Source organism: Aquimarina algicola (genome assembly GCF_006443095.1).
GTDB lineage: Bacteria > Bacteroidota > Bacteroidia > Flavobacteriales > Flavobacteriaceae > Aquimarina > Aquimarina algicola.
Window position 1 is genome coordinate 359833 of record NZ_VFWZ01000009.1, and the last position, 16204, is coordinate 376036.

Annotated in this window: 19 protein-coding genes and 1 other RNA gene; 8 read left to right on the plus strand and 12 right to left on the minus strand. The window is 31.7% G+C overall.

The features are described 5' to 3' along the window. Position 1 precedes the first annotated feature (1 nt). From FHK87_RS23295 to FHK87_RS23320, 6 genes are all read right to left on the minus strand, one after another. A complete protein-coding gene (locus FHK87_RS23295; RefSeq protein WP_140597282.1) occupies positions 2–316 on the minus strand; it encodes a CCC motif membrane protein in 315 nt (104 codons plus the stop codon). A gap of 7 nt (positions 317–323) precedes the next feature. Further along, positions 324–614 (minus strand): DUF2752 domain-containing protein, encoded by a 291-nt coding sequence (locus tag FHK87_RS26615; RefSeq protein WP_140597283.1) that lies wholly within the window; start codon positions 612–614, stop codon positions 324–326. 18 nt (positions 615–632) lie between these two features. Continuing rightward, positions 633–983 (minus strand): DUF2752 domain-containing protein, encoded by a 351-nt coding sequence (locus tag FHK87_RS23305; RefSeq protein ID WP_226294396.1) that lies wholly within the window; start codon positions 981–983, stop codon positions 633–635. Between the two features lie 42 nt (positions 984–1025). Next, positions 1026–1301, minus strand: a complete 276-nt coding sequence (locus FHK87_RS23310) for a CD225/dispanin family protein (protein ID WP_140597285.1) — start codon at positions 1299–1301, stop codon at positions 1026–1028. 121 nt (positions 1302–1422) lie between these two features. Then, entirely contained in the window at positions 1423–1746 is a 324-nt protein-coding gene (locus tag FHK87_RS23315; protein WP_140597286.1) for a CCC motif membrane protein, read from the minus strand. 19 nt (positions 1747–1765) lie between these two features. After that, positions 1766–2101, minus strand: a complete 336-nt coding sequence (locus FHK87_RS23320) for a DUF2752 domain-containing protein (protein ID WP_317133561.1) — start codon at positions 2099–2101, stop codon at positions 1766–1768. 42 nt (positions 2102–2143) lie between these two features. Between FHK87_RS23320 and FHK87_RS23325 the strand changes: the two genes are divergently transcribed. Then, positions 2144–2365: a hypothetical protein gene (locus FHK87_RS23325; RefSeq protein ID WP_140597287.1), complete on the plus strand. Its 222-nt coding sequence runs from the start codon at positions 2144–2146 to the stop codon at positions 2363–2365. Next, complete coding sequence (locus FHK87_RS23330) at positions 2358–2906, plus strand: DNA mismatch repair protein MutS (protein ID WP_140597288.1); 549 nt, start codon at positions 2358–2360, stop codon at positions 2904–2906. The genes FHK87_RS23325 and FHK87_RS23330 overlap by 8 nt, the downstream gene beginning before the upstream one ends. A 28-nt stretch (positions 2907–2934) precedes the next feature. On the opposite strand, the gene FHK87_RS23335 is transcribed toward FHK87_RS23330, so the two are convergent. Then, on the minus strand, positions 2935–3981 hold the full coding sequence (locus FHK87_RS23335) for a hypothetical protein (RefSeq protein ID WP_140597289.1): 1047 nt from the start codon (positions 3979–3981) through the stop codon (positions 2935–2937). Next, positions 3974–4888: a hypothetical protein gene (locus FHK87_RS23340; protein ID WP_140597290.1), complete on the minus strand. Its 915-nt coding sequence runs from the start codon at positions 4886–4888 to the stop codon at positions 3974–3976. The genes FHK87_RS23335 and FHK87_RS23340 overlap by 8 nt, the downstream gene beginning before the upstream one ends. A gap of 250 nt (positions 4889–5138) precedes the next feature. Between FHK87_RS23340 and FHK87_RS23345 the strand changes: the two genes are divergently transcribed. Next, positions 5139–6305 carry a cysteine desulfurase family protein gene (locus tag FHK87_RS23345; protein WP_140597291.1) on the plus strand — a complete coding sequence of 389 codons (1167 nt, stop codon included), beginning with the start codon at positions 5139–5141 and terminating at the stop codon, positions 6303–6305. A gap of 206 nt (positions 6306–6511) precedes the next feature. Here the strand turns inward: FHK87_RS23345 and FHK87_RS23350 are convergent, their stop codons facing one another. The 3 genes from FHK87_RS23350 to FHK87_RS23360 all read right to left on the minus strand — a co-directional run bounded on the left by FHK87_RS23350 (position 6512) and on the right by FHK87_RS23360 (position 11786). Next, complete coding sequence (locus tag FHK87_RS23350) at positions 6512–8977, minus strand: TonB-dependent receptor (RefSeq protein WP_140597292.1); 2466 nt, start codon at positions 8975–8977, stop codon at positions 6512–6514. 13 nt (positions 8978–8990) lie between these two features. Next, positions 8991–10676, minus strand: a complete 1686-nt coding sequence (locus FHK87_RS23355; RefSeq protein WP_140597293.1) for a M23 family metallopeptidase — start codon at positions 10674–10676, stop codon at positions 8991–8993. A 63-nt stretch (positions 10677–10739) separates the two neighbouring features. After that, positions 10740–11786: a beta-1,6-galactofuranosyltransferase gene (locus FHK87_RS23360; protein WP_140597294.1), complete on the minus strand. Its 1047-nt coding sequence runs from the start codon at positions 11784–11786 to the stop codon at positions 10740–10742. Between the two features lie 281 nt (positions 11787–12067). Here FHK87_RS23360 and glf point away from each other — a divergent pair, with 281 nt between their 5' ends. From glf to rny, 5 genes are all read left to right on the plus strand, one after another. Further along, positions 12068–13195: a UDP-galactopyranose mutase gene (gene glf, locus FHK87_RS23365; protein WP_140597406.1), complete on the plus strand. Its 1128-nt coding sequence runs from the start codon at positions 12068–12070 to the stop codon at positions 13193–13195. 92 nt (positions 13196–13287) lie between these two features. Beyond that, complete coding sequence (locus FHK87_RS23370) at positions 13288–13578, plus strand: hypothetical protein (RefSeq protein WP_140597295.1); 291 nt, start codon at positions 13288–13290, stop codon at positions 13576–13578. 8 nt (positions 13579–13586) lie between these two features. Then, entirely contained in the window at positions 13587–13877 is a 291-nt protein-coding gene (locus FHK87_RS23375; RefSeq protein WP_140597296.1) for a cell division protein ZapA, read from the plus strand. A 52-nt stretch (positions 13878–13929) separates the two neighbouring features. After that, positions 13930–14037, plus strand: a non-coding RNA gene (gene ssrS / locus FHK87_RS23380) — 6S RNA. Positions 14038–14091: 54 nt separating this feature from the next. Beyond that, complete coding sequence (rny, locus tag FHK87_RS23385) at positions 14092–15660, plus strand: ribonuclease Y (protein ID WP_140597297.1); 1569 nt, start codon at positions 14092–14094, stop codon at positions 15658–15660. Between the two features lie 81 nt (positions 15661–15741). Here the strand turns inward: rny and FHK87_RS23390 are convergent, their stop codons facing one another. Then, positions 15742–16152 carry a hypothetical protein gene (locus FHK87_RS23390; protein ID WP_140597298.1) on the minus strand — a complete coding sequence of 137 codons (411 nt, stop codon included), beginning with the start codon at positions 16150–16152 and terminating at the stop codon, positions 15742–15744. Positions 16153–16204: the final 52 nt, after the last annotated feature.

A 16204-nucleotide genomic window follows, 5' to 3' on the forward strand; every position in this document is an offset into this window, starting at 1 on the left:
ACTAGTTTATATTTTGAGATTCGGGGAGTAATAAAAACATAGAGCCCAAAAATATAAAGTACAATAGTATAAATAACGCATAAATAGAACTTAATATTAATCCTACTATGGCGCATATTCTACCTATTCTAAGGTTTTCATACCCAGTATACATGTCTGGATTTTCCAAATGTAACTTTTTTGAATTTTTAGAAACTATTAATGCAATAATACTTAAGATAAGTCCTGGTATTCCATAACAAAAACAAGTTATCAAGGAACTAATACCTAGTATTAAAGTCGTAGTAGCGTTCGGGAGTTCTTGTTTGACTTCCATAAAAAAATTAAAGTTTAATAATGTAATTTATAGTGATAAGAATAGAATTACAAATATAGAGATACATGAGGATTTTAGAACCATTCTTAAATTTTAAAATTAAATGTACTATAAGATATAGCCACATCAGTACTATTGGTAATAATGCAGGATACATTACAAAAGATTCTACGATTTTACCTTCAAGCAATAAAACGAAACTTCTTTGTAATCCACAGCCTAAACAATTTATATCAAGTGTAGCTTTTGTTGGACACTGTATAAGATGTGATTTTAAAAAAGAGATAATCTCTTTCATATTGAAATCATTTTCAATTTATGGAGCCAGTATTGTAAAAGGATATATATTGATATTTCTTAAAATCCAGAAAAGAATTATGATTACCGCAAGTATTATAGGAGTTTTAGGATGGTATAGGTAGTTATAATATGTTTTTTTTCCAAGTGTATTGACTCCTCTTACAGTAACATTATAGATTATAACAGCAAACCCCAGAATATAAAGAGCATTGTAGTCTAATGTACTTACAATATCAAAATGTAATAAATGATGAAGTGCTCTCTGACTTCCGCATCCTGGACAGTAAAGGCCTGTACATACATGAAAAGGACATCTTGGGAAAAGAGAAATTTCCGAGGGGTTTCCAAAATAATATAGGGATAGCAATATTATGATTCCTATCCCTAAAAATAGATATTTTACTTTCATTTAGTATCCGCCACCAAGTGCTGCTCCACCAACACCCATAACTACTACAAGTATTACATATAACACTATACCTACTACACCGGCGATAATTGAATACTTCATCCATTTTTTTGCACTTTCAGAAGCTTCTTGTGCCTCATCATAGTTACCCGCATCAAAAGCAGAATTTACTTTGGAAGCATTGATGATTGCTACCACACCTAAAGGTAAACAACAAAAGAGTGTTGCTAAAATAGACTCAACAAGGTAGTTTTTTGGTCTTGATTGATTTTCCATAAATATAGTTTTAAATTAAAATTACATATAGTTAGAATAGTTAATAACTATTCGAGATTAAAAGTTAAGAAAAAACGTTTAAAATATTGTTAAAAATAAAAAATCTTTATTGTCTGATATTCTAGTAACCTCCTGATCGACCGATCTCTTCTATCATGTCCTGATAACCAGCAAACCCAACCGTAGCAAACATAAAGATTACATAAATTAGATATAAAGAACTTAATACGACCCCTGATATCGCTAATATTTTACCAATTTGAACATTTTGATATCCCGTATATAATTCTGGATTTTCATTATACAATTCAGTCGCTTTTTTTGCCATTATTAAGGCGATTATACCAAAGATCATCCCTAGTAAACCATAACAACAGCAACCAAGAATAGAAATAATACCAAAGACTAGAATTAAAGTAGAGTTAGGAAGTATTTGTTTTTGCATAAATAGGATATTAATTTATTTAAACGATAATTTTCATTTTAATAATATAGTTTACTATAATAGTAAGAACACTAATAACAATTAAACTTGTTTTTATAATAGTATCATTCTTAAACTTAATAAAAATATTAAGTGTTGAAAATAATAATAACAATGAGAGAGGATATATAGCCGGATACATGTAAAATGCAGAAGCAAACTCTCCTTTAATTAAAAAAGAGATAGATCTTTGCATACCACAACCTAAACAGTCAATGCCAAAAAGTTTTTTGTTTAAGCAAGGTAACATATATTTTTCCAAGGGCAAAAAAATTGTGTTTTGTATTGCAATATACACAATTATGTTATTTATCATATTTAAAGCTATAAAAATATAAGATTTAATATTTTTGTCGTCATGAATTCTAATACAATAAAGAAAGTCGGTAGTGTACTTCTAATCATCACCGGAGCTATTATACTTTTGACAGAAATGTATACTGCTACAAAGAATTATTATTTCCAAAGTATTGGTATAATATTCTTAATGATTGGTCTATTTTTGATCAATTCTAATATCAAGAGTAAAAGTGAACAAAATTCTTTTATAGAAGATAAACAAGAGGAAGAAAATGATTAAAGTAGGAGATTTAGTATCTGTTATCGATGAACCAATTACAGGTAGTGTAATTTCTATTGTTGATGACAACATAACCATTACTACAGAAGATGGTTTTGATATGATTTTTTCTATTGATGAAGTTGTAAAAGTTAAAACAGGAGAAATGACGCTTCCTTCTTATGAAGAAGTACACAAAAATTTACAGGATAAAGAGATTTTTAGGAAAAAAACCAAAAAACGAAGTGTAAAACCTAAAGAAAGACATCTTCCTCCTATGGAAGTAGATCTTCACATTCATAAGTTAACAAAGTCAACCAAAGGAATGACAAATCACGAAATGGTGATTCTTCAGGTAGACACGGCAAAAAGACAATTAGATTTTGCCATTCAGAAACGAATACCAAAAATTATCTTTATTCATGGTGTAGGGCAGGGGGTATTAAAAGAAGAATTGAAGTATCTTTTTGGTAGATATGACAATGTAAGAATCTCTGATGCCGACTATAAAAAGTACGGATTGGGTGCTATGGAAATTTACATTGTACAAAATCCAAAGTAGACTACCATTTACAATTTTATACTCTAATTTAAGGAGTTGGTTCTGACTCTGGTTCTGTGATGTCTTGGGTAAAAATTATAAAATCTTCAGGCGTAATTTCAGGATCATCTGTGTCACCCACTATTGTTATATTTTTGAGGGTAAAAGTTCTTCTAAACCTTCTACGTGTATTAACGTTATCTAATTCCTCGTATGTGATTTCTAACATTCCTTCAGCTTTGCCATTGAGTACTCTTGTAGATGATGGAAATGTACTTCCGCACAATGAAGCCTCTATATTCTCTTCGCCTTCTTCGATTGGGGCTGTAAGATCTCTATAAGCCAATGTGTTACTGGCGTTACTAAACTCAATTTGAATAGTGTTATCAGCAGAAATTGTTTCAAAATCAGGTTCGATTTCAAAAGCATCACTAACAAAGTCTATTGTCAATATACGATTGCGATCTCCGTTTAATTTATAAAGACGAAAAGTATTAGTGGTTGTCTCCGGACAAAATGCTGCAGTACCATTAAAATTAATTGACGGGCTTGCAGTTACAATATCATTACCCATAGCAATTAATTCTCGTCTTATTTCTATTTCGTCTCCCATTAACGTTACACTAAATACATTTACGTTTCTTCTAAATATTCTTTGTGTACTAAAGTCAGAAGGTAATTCTTCATAACTTACAACAAGATTGCCACTATTACTTACAAGCTCTTCTGTAATTACAATATCACTAGGAGGAACACTTGTGCAAAAATATTCTGAACCTACAATAGGCTGCGCAAATTCTCTGTAATTTAATTGATTTCCATCTGAGCCAAGAGCGATTATAGTTGGTTCTTCTGTTGATATATCATCAATCTCAGGCGTGATGTCGAATGTATTGCTAGTAAAACCTACAGAAATAGCTTTGTTATTATCAACTTGAAAAAAAACAAAACTATTATCACTTAAATTAGCACAATTTTCGAGTTGAGATGTAATATCTTCTAAATCATTTTCAATGATATCTCCCTCACTACACCCAAAGATTGTTAATATGAATATGTATAAAAATGCTTTATTCATCATATGTAGATTATTCATTTACTTTGGTTGTTTTGGAAATAGTAATATCTCTAGAGCCAAATGAGAAACTACTGTCTTCAAAATTATCATTATTTCTGTCAAAAACCAGATTAGATACTCTTACTGTAGTTCTAAATGTTGTTTGTACTGTGTTATCCAGACCAGGTAGTACTTCTACAACTTCATCATTTCCATCATCTGCATCTAGATAATCAAATTGACCATCCCCATCAGTGTCGTCATCTCTAGGGGTTCCATTTTGATTAGCGTCTTCATTTCTCGTCAAAACCATGTCATTATCATCATCATTGTCTAGGTAATCGGGAGTACCATCCTCATCTGTATCTTTTGGTCCTTCTCCACCAATATTAGTAATTTCTACACTAGTCAACACATTATCATTGTCATCATCTTGGTCTTTATAATTAGGTATTCCATCTCCATCAGTATCGTCGTCATCTAGATTGCCATTTCCATTTATGTCTTCATCTTCAGGATCTACACCATCATTATCATCTTCGCCATTTTCTGTAATTTCGGTAATGATTGTTACTGTTCCTGATACTGCTTTTATTTCTTCCACAACCTGAATTTCTCCTGAGGGAACTCCTGCACAAAAATAACTTTCTGTAATAGGTACATTGAAAGTTCTATACGCTAGGTTGATATTTGGGTCTGATAAATCAAGAACAATTTCTGTATCTCCTGTAGGAATAGTGTCAGAAAACCTGTCGTTTATAAAATCGAGAGAAATGGCTTCGTTTATCGTTTCATTTATTTTAAAGAATACAAATTGATTGTCTGTAGCAGCTTCACAAAGTTGTAGGTCAACTTCATCAAATTCAAAGCTTGTTATAATAATATCACCATCATCACATGAAAATATTATTGTTATACAAAAAAGAAGACAAAATAGTTTTTTCATATATCAAAAATTACAGCATTGTTCGTTTGTATGCTAAAAGACGATAAAAATATAGAGATGTTGATATAAAATTCTTCTTTTAACAAATAAAACTAATCATTATCCCAAATAAATATCAAATTATATCCCACAAAAGTACACGAATTGAAAGATTATAACGTGTCTAGTGATAAATAATTTTATTTAAACTAATTTTGTATGTTACAAGTAATAAGTTAAAATTCTTTAATCTTCAAATATTAATATTGTTATGACGCAACATGTTTATTTCGATAGTGCCGCTACAACGCAAATTCGACCTGAGGTCATCACAAAAATGGTTTCAGTATTACAAGATGATTTTGGTAATCCTTCTTCTACTCATGGATTTGGAAGATCTGCAAAAAATCATATTGAACATGCTAGGAAGAATATTGCAAATTACTTAGGAGTAAAAGCCTCAGAAATTATTTTTACTTCAGGAGGTACCGAAGCAGATAATCTTGTGTTGAATAGTGCTGTGAGAGATCTAGGAGTTACTCATATTATCACTTCAAAAATAGAACATCATGCAGTTTTGCATACAGTTCAAGAAATAGAAGTGAATCAATCTATACAAGTAAGTTATGTAAATATTAATTCTGATGGTATCATAGATTATGATCATCTTGAATCTTTATTAAAATCATCTGATAAAAAGACATTAGTAAGTTTGATGCACATCAATAATGAAATTGGGACTATTCTGGATATACAAAGAGTAGGAGAGTTGTGTAAAACATACGAAGCTCTTTTTCATAGCGATATGGTACAGTCTGTTGGCCATTTTGAAGTAGATTTGAATACAATACATGTTGATTTTATAGCAGTAAGTGCTCATAAATTTCATGGTCCAAAGGGAATAGGTTTTGCTTATATTCGTAAAAACTCGGGCTTGAAACCTTTAATTTTTGGAGGAGAGCAGGAGAGAGGTTACCGTGCCGGTACAGAAAGTGTACATAATATTGTGGGTATGGATGAAGCATTGAAGTTATCTTATGAACATTTACAAGAAGAACAGAAATATATCTTAGATGTTAAGAAATATTTTATAAAAGAATTAAAAAATAATATTCCTGGAGTAAAATTTAATGCAAGTTGTACAGATAATGAAAAAAGTACTTATACATTGATCAATGTATGTTTGCCTATTGCTGATGAAAAAGCAGGGATTTTATTATTTCATTTAGATATTAATGGTATAGCATGTTCCAAAGGGAGCGCTTGCCAAAGTGGTAGTAGTACTGGCTCTCATGTATTGGCAGAAATTCTTTCAGATGAAGATTTGAAAAAACCTTCAATACGATTTTCTTTTTCACGATTTAATACCAAAGAGGATGTAGATCATGTAATCGAAGTATTAAAGAAATTTACTAATGAAGAGGTTGTGTCTGTTTAAAATAAATTAGTGATAAAAGTATAAGGTTGGGTTTTAGTATCCAGTATTAGAATAGATGATATAGAACATTAAGAAGTATAATTACAGGTAAAATCTAATATTTTAAGATTAACGATAGACTTTTATAGAGTATTGCGACTATTTTGAACTTATTACATATCGTTAATATGTAAGCAATAGTACATCAAGTAAAGGTTGAACGAGATCTAAAACTTCATCCTTACTCGAACATTAAAAACTCTGGGAGTTAAAAAATTTGGAATTGCAAATTGCCTTCTACTTGCAGCGTCTCTTACAAAAGTATTGGTAATAGCATTTTGATTATCAAAAATATTGAATATTTCTATTCCTATGTTTAGTTCTCTAAAGGTGTTTAAAAAATGTCCTTTTCGCATTCTTTTATTTGGGTCAACAACTACATACGATACTCCCAGATCTGCTCTTCTATAATCTCTTAGCCTTGTTTGAAAATCATACGGATCAGCATAGCTGGGAGACCCCCCAGGCATTCCTGTTTGGTAGACCATATTAAGATACATTTTTAGACTGGGTATCGTTGGTACATAATCTTGAAATAATACCCCTACTTTTAATCTTTGATCTGTTGGTCTTGAGATGTAGCCTCTATTATCAATATTCTCTTCGGTTTTCAGGTACCCTAAGCTTACCCAACTTTCTGTTCCTGGTACAAATTCACCATTCAGTCTTAGGTCAATTCCTTGTGCAAAGGCCTCTGCGTTATTTCGAGCTCTGTATCGTATACGTACATTTTCGATGGTATACGGATTTACATCTGTAAGTTTTTTGTAATATACCTCTGTAGTGAGTTTAAATGGACGTTTCCATAATAAAAAACTGTAATCATTACCCAAAACTACCTGTATTGATTGTTGGGCTTTGACCTCTGGCCTAACTACACCGAGAGAATCACGCAACTCTCTGTAAAATGGAGGTTGATGATACCATCCTCCGGATAGTCTGAAGATCATATCGGTTTTCCAGTTTGGTTTTATAGCGAATTGAGCTCTGGGGCTAAATACAATTTGAGAATCTGAACTTTCGACAGTATCCCCGGAGATATTCCAATTATGTGCTCGCACACCAATATTAGCCCAAATTTCATTGTCTTTGATAGCAGAGCGAATGCTGTACTGTGCATATCCCGATATACGATCTATTTTTGTGTCATTTATAGCTCTGGCACCGGTAAAAGGTACTATGGGACTGGCAAAAGGAGTATAAGGTTGATCATTGATAAATTCTGCAAGAGGAGGACGAATAGAAAAACCTGTAGAATCTACGATCTCATATTCTTGCAAACGATCTCTAATATCTTCTGAAGTGTATTTTATACCCCAATCGAATTGATGTTGATCTGATAGGTATGTACCTTTATGCTCAATATTAAAAATTAAAGCATCCAGATCATTTCTTGCATGAGTTAATTGTGAACCTGCACCTTCACTAAATTCTACTTCTCCAAGATTTTCGCTTCCGATGTCGGTATTTACAGTGCCAAGCGCATATGTAGCTAAAATGTCGAAGTGTTCTTGTTCTTGAGTATGATATCCGGAGGCAATTAATTTGAGGGTAAGATTATCATTAACAAGATACGTGCCTTTCAAAGCTCCAAAATAGGTGTCGTATTGATCTTCTTCCTGACCTTGATATCGTACTGTTAATGCTTGGACAGTTTGTAAAGTACCAAAATTGATTTGCTCACTTAATGGTTCATAATCATAAGAGTTGCTTGCTAAACTACCAAGAAAACCTAACTCAAATTTTTTGGTAAAATTATATGATATATAGGTCTGTATGTCTGCAAATCGGGGCTGAAAATTTACTTCTGTATTTCTAGAATTAACAAGCAAACTATTATTTCGATATCGTATTCCTGCGATGGCGGCTAGCTTCTTATCTTTTGAGATTCCTTCTACAGCAATACTGCCGCCAAGTAAACTCGCATCGAGCGAGGCTCCTAATCGTGTAGGCCGTTTATAAGTAATGTCTAAAACAGAAGAGAGTCTATCTCCATATTTGGCTTGAAAACCTCCCGCAGAAAAATCAACATTGCGAACCAAGTCTGTATTGACAAAACTAAGTCCTTCTTGTTGTCCTGATCGTATCAAAAAGGGCCTGTATACTTCTATTTCGTTGACATACACTAGATTTTCATCAAAATTACCGCCTCTTACAGAATATTGCGTACTTAGCTCATTGTTAGAACTCACGCCGGGTAAACTTTTTAGAAGACCTTCAACTCCTGCATTGGCAGAAGGAGTGGTTCGTATGGTTTCAGGATCTAATATTGTAATCCCTTCTACAGTTTTTCGTTCTCGACCAGAGATGACGACTTCGCTTATTTGTTCAACATCAGTTTTGAGAACAGGATTAAACTCGTATTCCTGATTTTCCTCTAAATTGATTATAAATTGTATATTTTTTAGCCCTATATATGATATGGTTATGGTAACCTCTTGATTAGAAGGAATAGCAATCTCATACACTCCATTTTTATTTGATTGCGTTCCTGAATTATCAAAAGAAACATTTGCTCCTTGCAAAGGAATATTATTCTCATCAAGAACTACACCTTTTAATATGGCATCTTGGGCCGATACAATTGTTGAGAGGATGAAACAGGTTAAGAGTAATAAATATTGATTTTTCAAGAAAAAGGGTTGTTTAAGGTTTTCTATAAAATACAGCTTCAAAAGTAGATCGATTTCCTACTTTGTCATAAACCACAAGTTTAAAATTATTTTTAGAATCAGTATTCGTTTGGTCGTTAAAATCATAAACCAACATCCCGGTTTTATAATCATACTCCATCAAAATAAATTTTCCATTTATAGTACCCCGATAACTTCTTATGCCTGTTTCTGCATCATTAATTTTCACTTTTAGGTGGGTATCATCAGAAAGCCATTTTTCATTAACAACATTGATAGGCATTATGGTTGGTTTTTTGCGATCAAAAAATAGTGCGTATTTGCCAAATGTTCTTGTTCTGGTCGAAAAGCGATTTCCTTTTTTTGAAGTTCTCGAATACAAATGTTTTTTACCAAATACTTCGCCAATATACAGTTGTTTTCTATCTTCTTGTTTGTATTTAGATACATCAAAAACTACGGTCATGCTTTTGTGCAAAGGCGTTCTGTTATTATGAATTTTTGCTGTTTCTCCTTCTACCGAAATATTAAGGTAGGTGTCCTTATAAAGTGCTCCTTTTGGAATATAAAGATCAACAATGCCAGAGTTAAAAGTATAATTTTGACTGGCTAGTGCAAGTTCCTTTGTTTTTGAAATATTTGATGTGATAATATTCTCTTCTTGTTTACCAAGTACAGGAATTGTTATTGTGGTTGTGTTTTGCTTGTAATCTTTTATACGTATTACATAGTTGTAAGACAAACTGTCTTCTATTTTTATAATCCCATTATTTACTTTGGTCTTATAAATAGATAATGGATTGACTTTTTCTACATATAGCTTTGTAATTCTACTTCTATTTTTTTTGTAATAGGCATAATCAATTAATTGATTGATATATCGAGTTTCTGCAAAAGAAAATCGATTCATTTCTAATTTGAAATTTTCTTGACCATTTACCTCAGTAGCAATTTCATAAATACCATTACTATTGGCAGCCAAATCTTGACGATCAATTGTTGATACCCCAAAACCAATATTACCTAAAGAAGTGATATCTTCAGCCATATAGCTTCCATCTTTTTGAGGAGTTAATTGGAGGCGAACGGGAGTTTGTACACCATTAATATGTGCTTTCTTATCAAGACTATAGACCCAAATACTATTCACTATTGGTTTTTTAGTATCTTTTACTTCTATCCCAAAACTCATAGGGTTCATAGGCCTTGCTCTAGGATCTCTAATTTCAAAATGTAAGTGTGGTCCTGAGCTACCACCTGTATTACCACTATATGCTATAGTATCTCCTTGTTTTACGATTAAGGCTTCGGATTTTGGAAATAATTCTATTTCATATGATTCTTTGGCATATTGTCTTTTTTTTACAAAAGCCTCAATTTTGGGTGCAAATTTTTGTAAATGAGCATATACAGTAGTATATCCATTTGGGTGGGTAAGATATATTGCTTTTCCGTACCCTCCATGAGATACCTTAATTCTACTTATTCGCCCTCTGGCAGAGGCAAATACAGGCAGACCTTCTTCGCCATTAGTTTTCATGTCCAACCCAGAATGAAAATGATTAGATCTCAATTCACCAAAAGTACCCGAAGCTACCATAGGAATATCCAAAGGATGAATAAAATAATCTGTAAATGGATCTTTTTGTGCATGACAAAAAGAAAGGTAAAACATGCTAATAGCTATTATTTTTTTCATATAAGAAAGTCTAGGTCAATATCGTTCTTAATAGCTTATAAAGCTACTTAATTTTTTTTTATGTCAAGTGTTTTTTACTATTTGATTGATAGCATCTTTTAAGTACCCTCCTGCAATGATTTTCTTTCTTACTTTTTCTACATTGGCTTTCATTGATTGGTACTCTTCTTTAGAAAGATTTTGCAGTTTTTGACTTAATTGATTTAAGTTAGAAACTGTAAAACCGATATTATTCTCTACAATAAAATTACTTATTGCAGCTTGATCCCAAACAATAACAGGTAATCCACACAAAATGTATAAAGAGGTTTTGTGTGGGTTATTAAATTTTAGATATTGTCCGTATTGTCCGCTACATTCTTCTGTAGATATACCATCCCAGACCAATCCAAAAGATCCTTCTATATGATATGCAACTACATCAGAAGGGAAGGCACCTTTGTATGATAATACAGAGTCTTCTTTATTAACTTTTATTTTATTTTCATCAAAACCTATACCGTATAAGTTCATGATAAACCCATCATTTTTTAACTGATCAAGATCATATAGATAGGCATTTTTTCCTTCACTTAATCCACCGGCATATACAATTTCATATGGGTTAGGAGAGAGGTTTTTGTCATTTTGGTTAGGTAATCCTTTATCTAGCAGATAGTCAAATATTCCTAAAACTGCTATAGGAGATTCCATTTTTTGTTCTAAAAACCATTGTTTCATAGATGCATTGTGTACAATAATACCTTTTGAAGATGCGATCTGGCGCAGTTCTTTATTGGCATCACGAGTTCTTCCTTTTAAAAACTTAACATCATGTACAATAGTAATAATTTGACATTTTTTTAATCTTGCCACAAACATAATGTAGTTTCTAAATTTATTGAGCGGGTATTGAGTGCATAAAACACTTTTAAAAGGCAATCGTAACAATGCAATACTAATTCCAAAAGTGTTTTTGATGGTTCCTAAAGCCGAACTTGGAATTGAAGATTGTTTGAACCCTAAATTTTTAAAACCGATTTCTGCTAAGATATTTTCGCAGTCAGTCTTGGCTTTTCCTGCAGCGTTAAATAGAGATTTGTAATTTCTAGATATATAATATCCTTTCATAAAGTTAAGTAAAGTTTACCGTTGGGAAAGATACATACATTTTATTTTGTTTATCTACTTTTTTGAAAAGTATTGTGCTGATTGTACTGCTTAAAATAGATGTATTGAATCATGTAAAATCATTTTTAAAAGTGTTAATTTTGAAAAAATAACTATTCAGGAGTTTTTCTTATTAAATTACCTTGGGGTAAACTCAATGGCTATTTACAAGAAATAAACTTTTTGTTTCGAGACAGCCCTTGAAATGTTTAAAAACTCGATTATCGGGTAAAATTATAATTATTGTGAGAGAAAAAAAATATGACTATTTAATTGTTGGTGCAGGACTTTTTGGAAGTGTTTTTGCTCATGAAATGACAAAATTAGGAAAAAAGTGTTTTGTAATTGATAAACGAAGTCATTTAGGAGGAAATGTATATTGCGAAAATAATGAAGGGATTAATGTGCACAAATATGGAGCTCATATTTTTCATACCAATGATAAAAAAATATGGGATTATGTAAATCAGTTTGCAACTTTTAATAATTATATTAATTCTCCATTGTCGCTATCAAAAGGTAAGTTGTATAACCTTCCTTTTAACATGAATACTTTTTATCAGCTTTGGGGAACAAAAACCCCAGAAGAAGCTAAGGCAGTGATTGATGCACAAATCGAAAAATATGGTGTAAAATCTCCCAAAAATCTTGAAGAACAAGCACTCTCTTTGATAGGAAAAGATATTTATGAAACCTTAATCAAAGAATACACAGAGAAGCAATGGGGTAAAAAAGCGAGTGAACTTCCGGCATTTATCATCAAACGTCTACCGGTAAGGTATACATACAACAATAATTATTTTAATGACGTATATCAAGGCATTCCTATTGGAGGATATAATACAATTATTAATGGGTTATTAGAAGGAATAGAAACAAAAACTAATGTAGACTTCTTTTCAGAAAGAGAATCTTTAAGTTCTATAGCTGATAAGATTGTATATACTGGTAAAATAGATGAGTTTTTTGATTATAAGTATGGAGCTTTAGAATACAGATCCCTGAGGTTTGAGAATCAATGGCATGAGATGCAAAATTATCAAGGTAATGCAGTTGTGAATTATAATGATTCTGAATACAAATTTACTCGAATCATAGAGCATAAGCATTTTGAATTTGGAACTCAAAAAAATACAATTATTACCAAAGAATATCCTGAAAATTGGGATAAAAGTAAAGAAGCATATTATCCAATCAATAATGATGTAAATCAACAAAAATTTAAACAATACAAAGAAGATGCTTTAGCTTTAAAGAATGTTATTTTTGGAGGAAGGTTAGCAGAGTATCGATATTATGATATGCATCAGATCATAGCATCGTCTCTTAAAAAAGTAGAAGAGATGCATAAAAAAAACTTAACAATTTAATATTCAGTTCTTTAAAATTAGTTTAAAAACTATTGGGTTTTTTCAATTCGTATGTTAACTTTGTGTGTTGAAGTATTGTGTAAAATATATTAATGAGTAGTTTAATTGAAATCATTGATTCTCTTGAAAATAGGATAAGTAAGTTGCTTCATAAATATGAACTTTTGAAACAACAAAATACGAATCTTAAACAAAAAATAGAGAAATTGGAGTCTGATTTAGAACTCCACGATGATCAATTAAAAAGATGTGAAGAAAAATTCAGTGCACTCAAGAATGCAAACGCAATGCTGGGCAGTGATGAATATAAAAGAGAAACAAAGCTCAAGATAAATGCTTTAATTAGAGAGATAGACTTGTGTATAGCACAGCTTTCTGAATAAATATATGTATGGGTGATAAGCTTAAAATAAAAATATCTATTGCAGATCGAGTGTATCCCTTGACTATAAATCCTAACCAAGAAGAAGGGTTAAGAAAGGCGGCAAAAAAGATTGAAGCTATGATAAAGCAATTTGAGCAAAGTTATGCTGTAAGAGATAAGCAAGATGTATTAGCAATGTGTGCTTTACAATTTGCTTCACAAGTAGAACAAAAAACTATAGATAAAAATGATGATATGATTACTGTAGAAAACAGGTTAAGTGATCTTAACGAGTTGTTGCATAATCATTTGTCATAAAAGTTCTTTAAATAATAAAGGTTACTGCCTGCACTAGTTGTTATTTTGATAAACTCAACAAGAATTAATTAAAAAGGGTGAGTTTAAGTTGTAAAAGCGTGCCGCCTTGAGCGGATTTTTGAGCAATTTGTTAGCCCTAAACCTGTTTTTTACAGAGTTTATACAGAACCTTTGCTAGTGCAGGCTTTTTTATATATAAATATTAACACAGATTATGGACAACACTATTATATTTTTGATAGTTTCGGGTATGGCAGGACTAGTGATTGGTTTTGTGATTGCTAAAATTTTGGAGCGTAACAGAGCCTCAGAAATTATTAAAGACGCCAAAAAAACTTCGGATAGCATTATCAGAGATGCTAAGAACGAAGGAGAAACAATTAAAAAAGATAAAATATTACAGGCCAAAGAAAAGTTTATAGAACTTAAGTCTGAGCACGAAAAAGTAATTCTGTCTAGAGATAAAAAAATGGCAGAAGCAGAAAAAAGAACTAGAGATAAAGAATCTCAGATATCTAATGAGCTTTCTAAAAATAAAAAATTAAACAAAGAACTTGATGAAAAATTAAAAGAAAGTCAGAAGCACAAAGAATATCTGGAGAAAAAACAAACTGAACTTAAGAAACTTCATAAGAGTCAAGTACAACAATTAGAAGTAATATCAGGTTTATCTGCTGAAGAAGCAAAAGAGCAATTGATGGAGTCTCTAAAAGAGCAAGCAAAGACAGACTCTATGGCACTTATACAAGACACTATTGAAGAAGCAAAGCTTACCGCGCAACAAGAAGCCAAAAAAGTTATTATAAATACAATACAACGAATAGGTACAGAAGAAGCTATTGAGAATTGTGTGTCTGTTTTTAATATCGAAAGTGATGATGTAAAAGGAAGGATTATTGGTAGAGAAGGTAGAAATATTAGAGCTATTGAAGCGGCAACAGGAGTAGAAATTATTGTAGATGATACTCCGGAAGCAATTATATTATCGTGCTTTGATTCTGTAAGAAGAGAAGTAGCACGTTTATCTCTTCATAAATTGGTTACAGACGGTAGGATACACCCTGCACGAATAGAAGAGATAGTTAAAAAGACAAGAAAACAAATTGATGAGGAGATTATAGAGGTTGGTAAACGTACAGTTATCGATCTTGGAATACATGGTTTACATCCAGAATTGATTAAAACAATTGGTAGGATGAAATATCGTTCTTCTTATGGACAAAACCTTTTACAACACTCTAGAGAAGTAGCAAAATTATGTGGTGTAATGGCATCTGAGCTAGGATTGAATCCAAAATTAGCAAAAAGAGCAGGATTGCTTCATGATATTGGTAAAGTGCCGGATACGGAGACAGAAGTTCCACACGCAATTTTAGGAATGCAATGGGCAGAAAAATATGGAGAAAAACCAGAAGTTTGTAATGCTATAGGAGCGCATCATGATGAGATAGAAATGACTTCGTTAATATCTCCAATAATTCAGGTTTGTGATGCAATTAGTGGTGCAAGGCCAGGGGCAAGAAGACAAGTTTTAGATTCATATATACAGAGATTGAAGGATTTAGAAGATATTGCTTTTAGGTTTGAAGGGGTTAAAAAAGCATATGCTATTCAAGCAGGAAGAGAATTAAGGGTGATCGTCGAGAGTGAAAAAGTAAATGATGAGAGAGCATCAAGTCTTTCTTTTGAAATTTCGCAAAAAGTACAAACAGATATGACGTATCCTGGACAAGTAAAAGTTACAGTAATTCGAGAAACGAGAGCTGTAAATATTGCAAAATAAGAAATGTCAAACAACCGAATCATAAAAAAAGGAGTGTAAAATGCACTCCTTTTTTTTATATAGATGTAAATAGTAATTATGTTAACATAAATTCTTCTTTAAAATTAGATTTTTATATTCTAGGGCATCTTCCATATTGTCAAACTGCCTGAATTCTTTTCTAAAAAATACTTTTTCAAGTTTAGTTTGTATTTTTTGTTGAGGATCATTGGAAACAACAATCATACCAGCAAGATTTTCAATTTTAGCTGTTTCTAAGTATATAGTGGGGTTTACAGCATAAGAATTGATACGATGAGTGATGTATACAAATGATTTGTTTTTGAAATGCTTATTAACTACTTGTAGTAAAATATCATTATGTTCTGGTGATACGGTAATTCCTTCAGACATTACCGCTTTAACATAGTCATCATATACTTCGAGATGACAAAAATCAAAGTCGTATGAGATAATCTTAGGATTACCTCTTAGTTGTTTAGGTATTTGCATATTTTGACGAAGGTGTAGTGTTATGACCAAAGTTTTAAATAAAACTAAGTCG

Bases quoted from the DNA above. Each gene is read 5' to 3' on its own strand.
- FHK87_RS23310 (WP_140597285.1), bottom strand. From the start codon at position 1,301: ATGGAAAATCAATCAAGACCAAAAAACTACCTTGTTGAGTCTATTTTA.
- rny (WP_140597297.1), top strand. From the start codon at position 14,092: ATGGACAACACTATTATATTTTTGATAGTTTCGGGTATGGCAGGACTA.
- FHK87_RS23325 (WP_140597287.1), top strand. From the start codon at position 2,144: ATGAATTCTAATACAATAAAGAAAGTCGGTAGTGTACTTCTAATCATC.
- FHK87_RS23335 (WP_140597289.1), bottom strand. From the start codon at position 3,981: ATGAATAATCTACATATGATGAATAAAGCATTTTTATACATATTCATA.
- FHK87_RS23370 (WP_140597295.1), top strand. From the start codon at position 13,288: ATGAGTAGTTTAATTGAAATCATTGATTCTCTTGAAAATAGGATAAGT.
- FHK87_RS23320 (WP_317133561.1), bottom strand. From the start codon at position 2,101: ATGATAAATAACATAATTGTGTATATTGCAATACAAAACACAATTTTT.
- FHK87_RS23375 (WP_140597296.1), top strand. From the start codon at position 13,587: ATGGGTGATAAGCTTAAAATAAAAATATCTATTGCAGATCGAGTGTAT.
- FHK87_RS23295 (WP_140597282.1), bottom strand. From the start codon at position 316: ATGGAAGTCAAACAAGAACTCCCGAACGCTACTACGACTTTAATACTA.
- FHK87_RS23390 (WP_140597298.1), bottom strand. From the start codon at position 16,152: ATGCAAATACCTAAACAACTAAGAGGTAATCCTAAGATTATCTCATAC.
- FHK87_RS23345 (WP_140597291.1), top strand. From the start codon at position 5,139: ATGACGCAACATGTTTATTTCGATAGTGCCGCTACAACGCAAATTCGA.
- FHK87_RS23360 (WP_140597294.1), bottom strand. From the start codon at position 11,786: ATGAAAGGATATTATATATCTAGAAATTACAAATCTCTATTTAACGCT.
- FHK87_RS23355 (WP_140597293.1), bottom strand. From the start codon at position 10,676: ATGAAAAAAATAATAGCTATTAGCATGTTTTACCTTTCTTTTTGTCAT.
- FHK87_RS26615 (WP_140597283.1), bottom strand. From the start codon at position 614: ATGAAAGAGATTATCTCTTTTTTAAAATCACATCTTATACAGTGTCCA.
- FHK87_RS23330 (WP_140597288.1), top strand. From the start codon at position 2,358: ATGATTAAAGTAGGAGATTTAGTATCTGTTATCGATGAACCAATTACA.
- FHK87_RS23315 (WP_140597286.1), bottom strand. From the start codon at position 1,746: ATGCAAAAACAAATACTTCCTAACTCTACTTTAATTCTAGTCTTTGGT.
- FHK87_RS23340 (WP_140597290.1), bottom strand. From the start codon at position 4,888: ATGAAAAAACTATTTTGTCTTCTTTTTTGTATAACAATAATATTTTCA.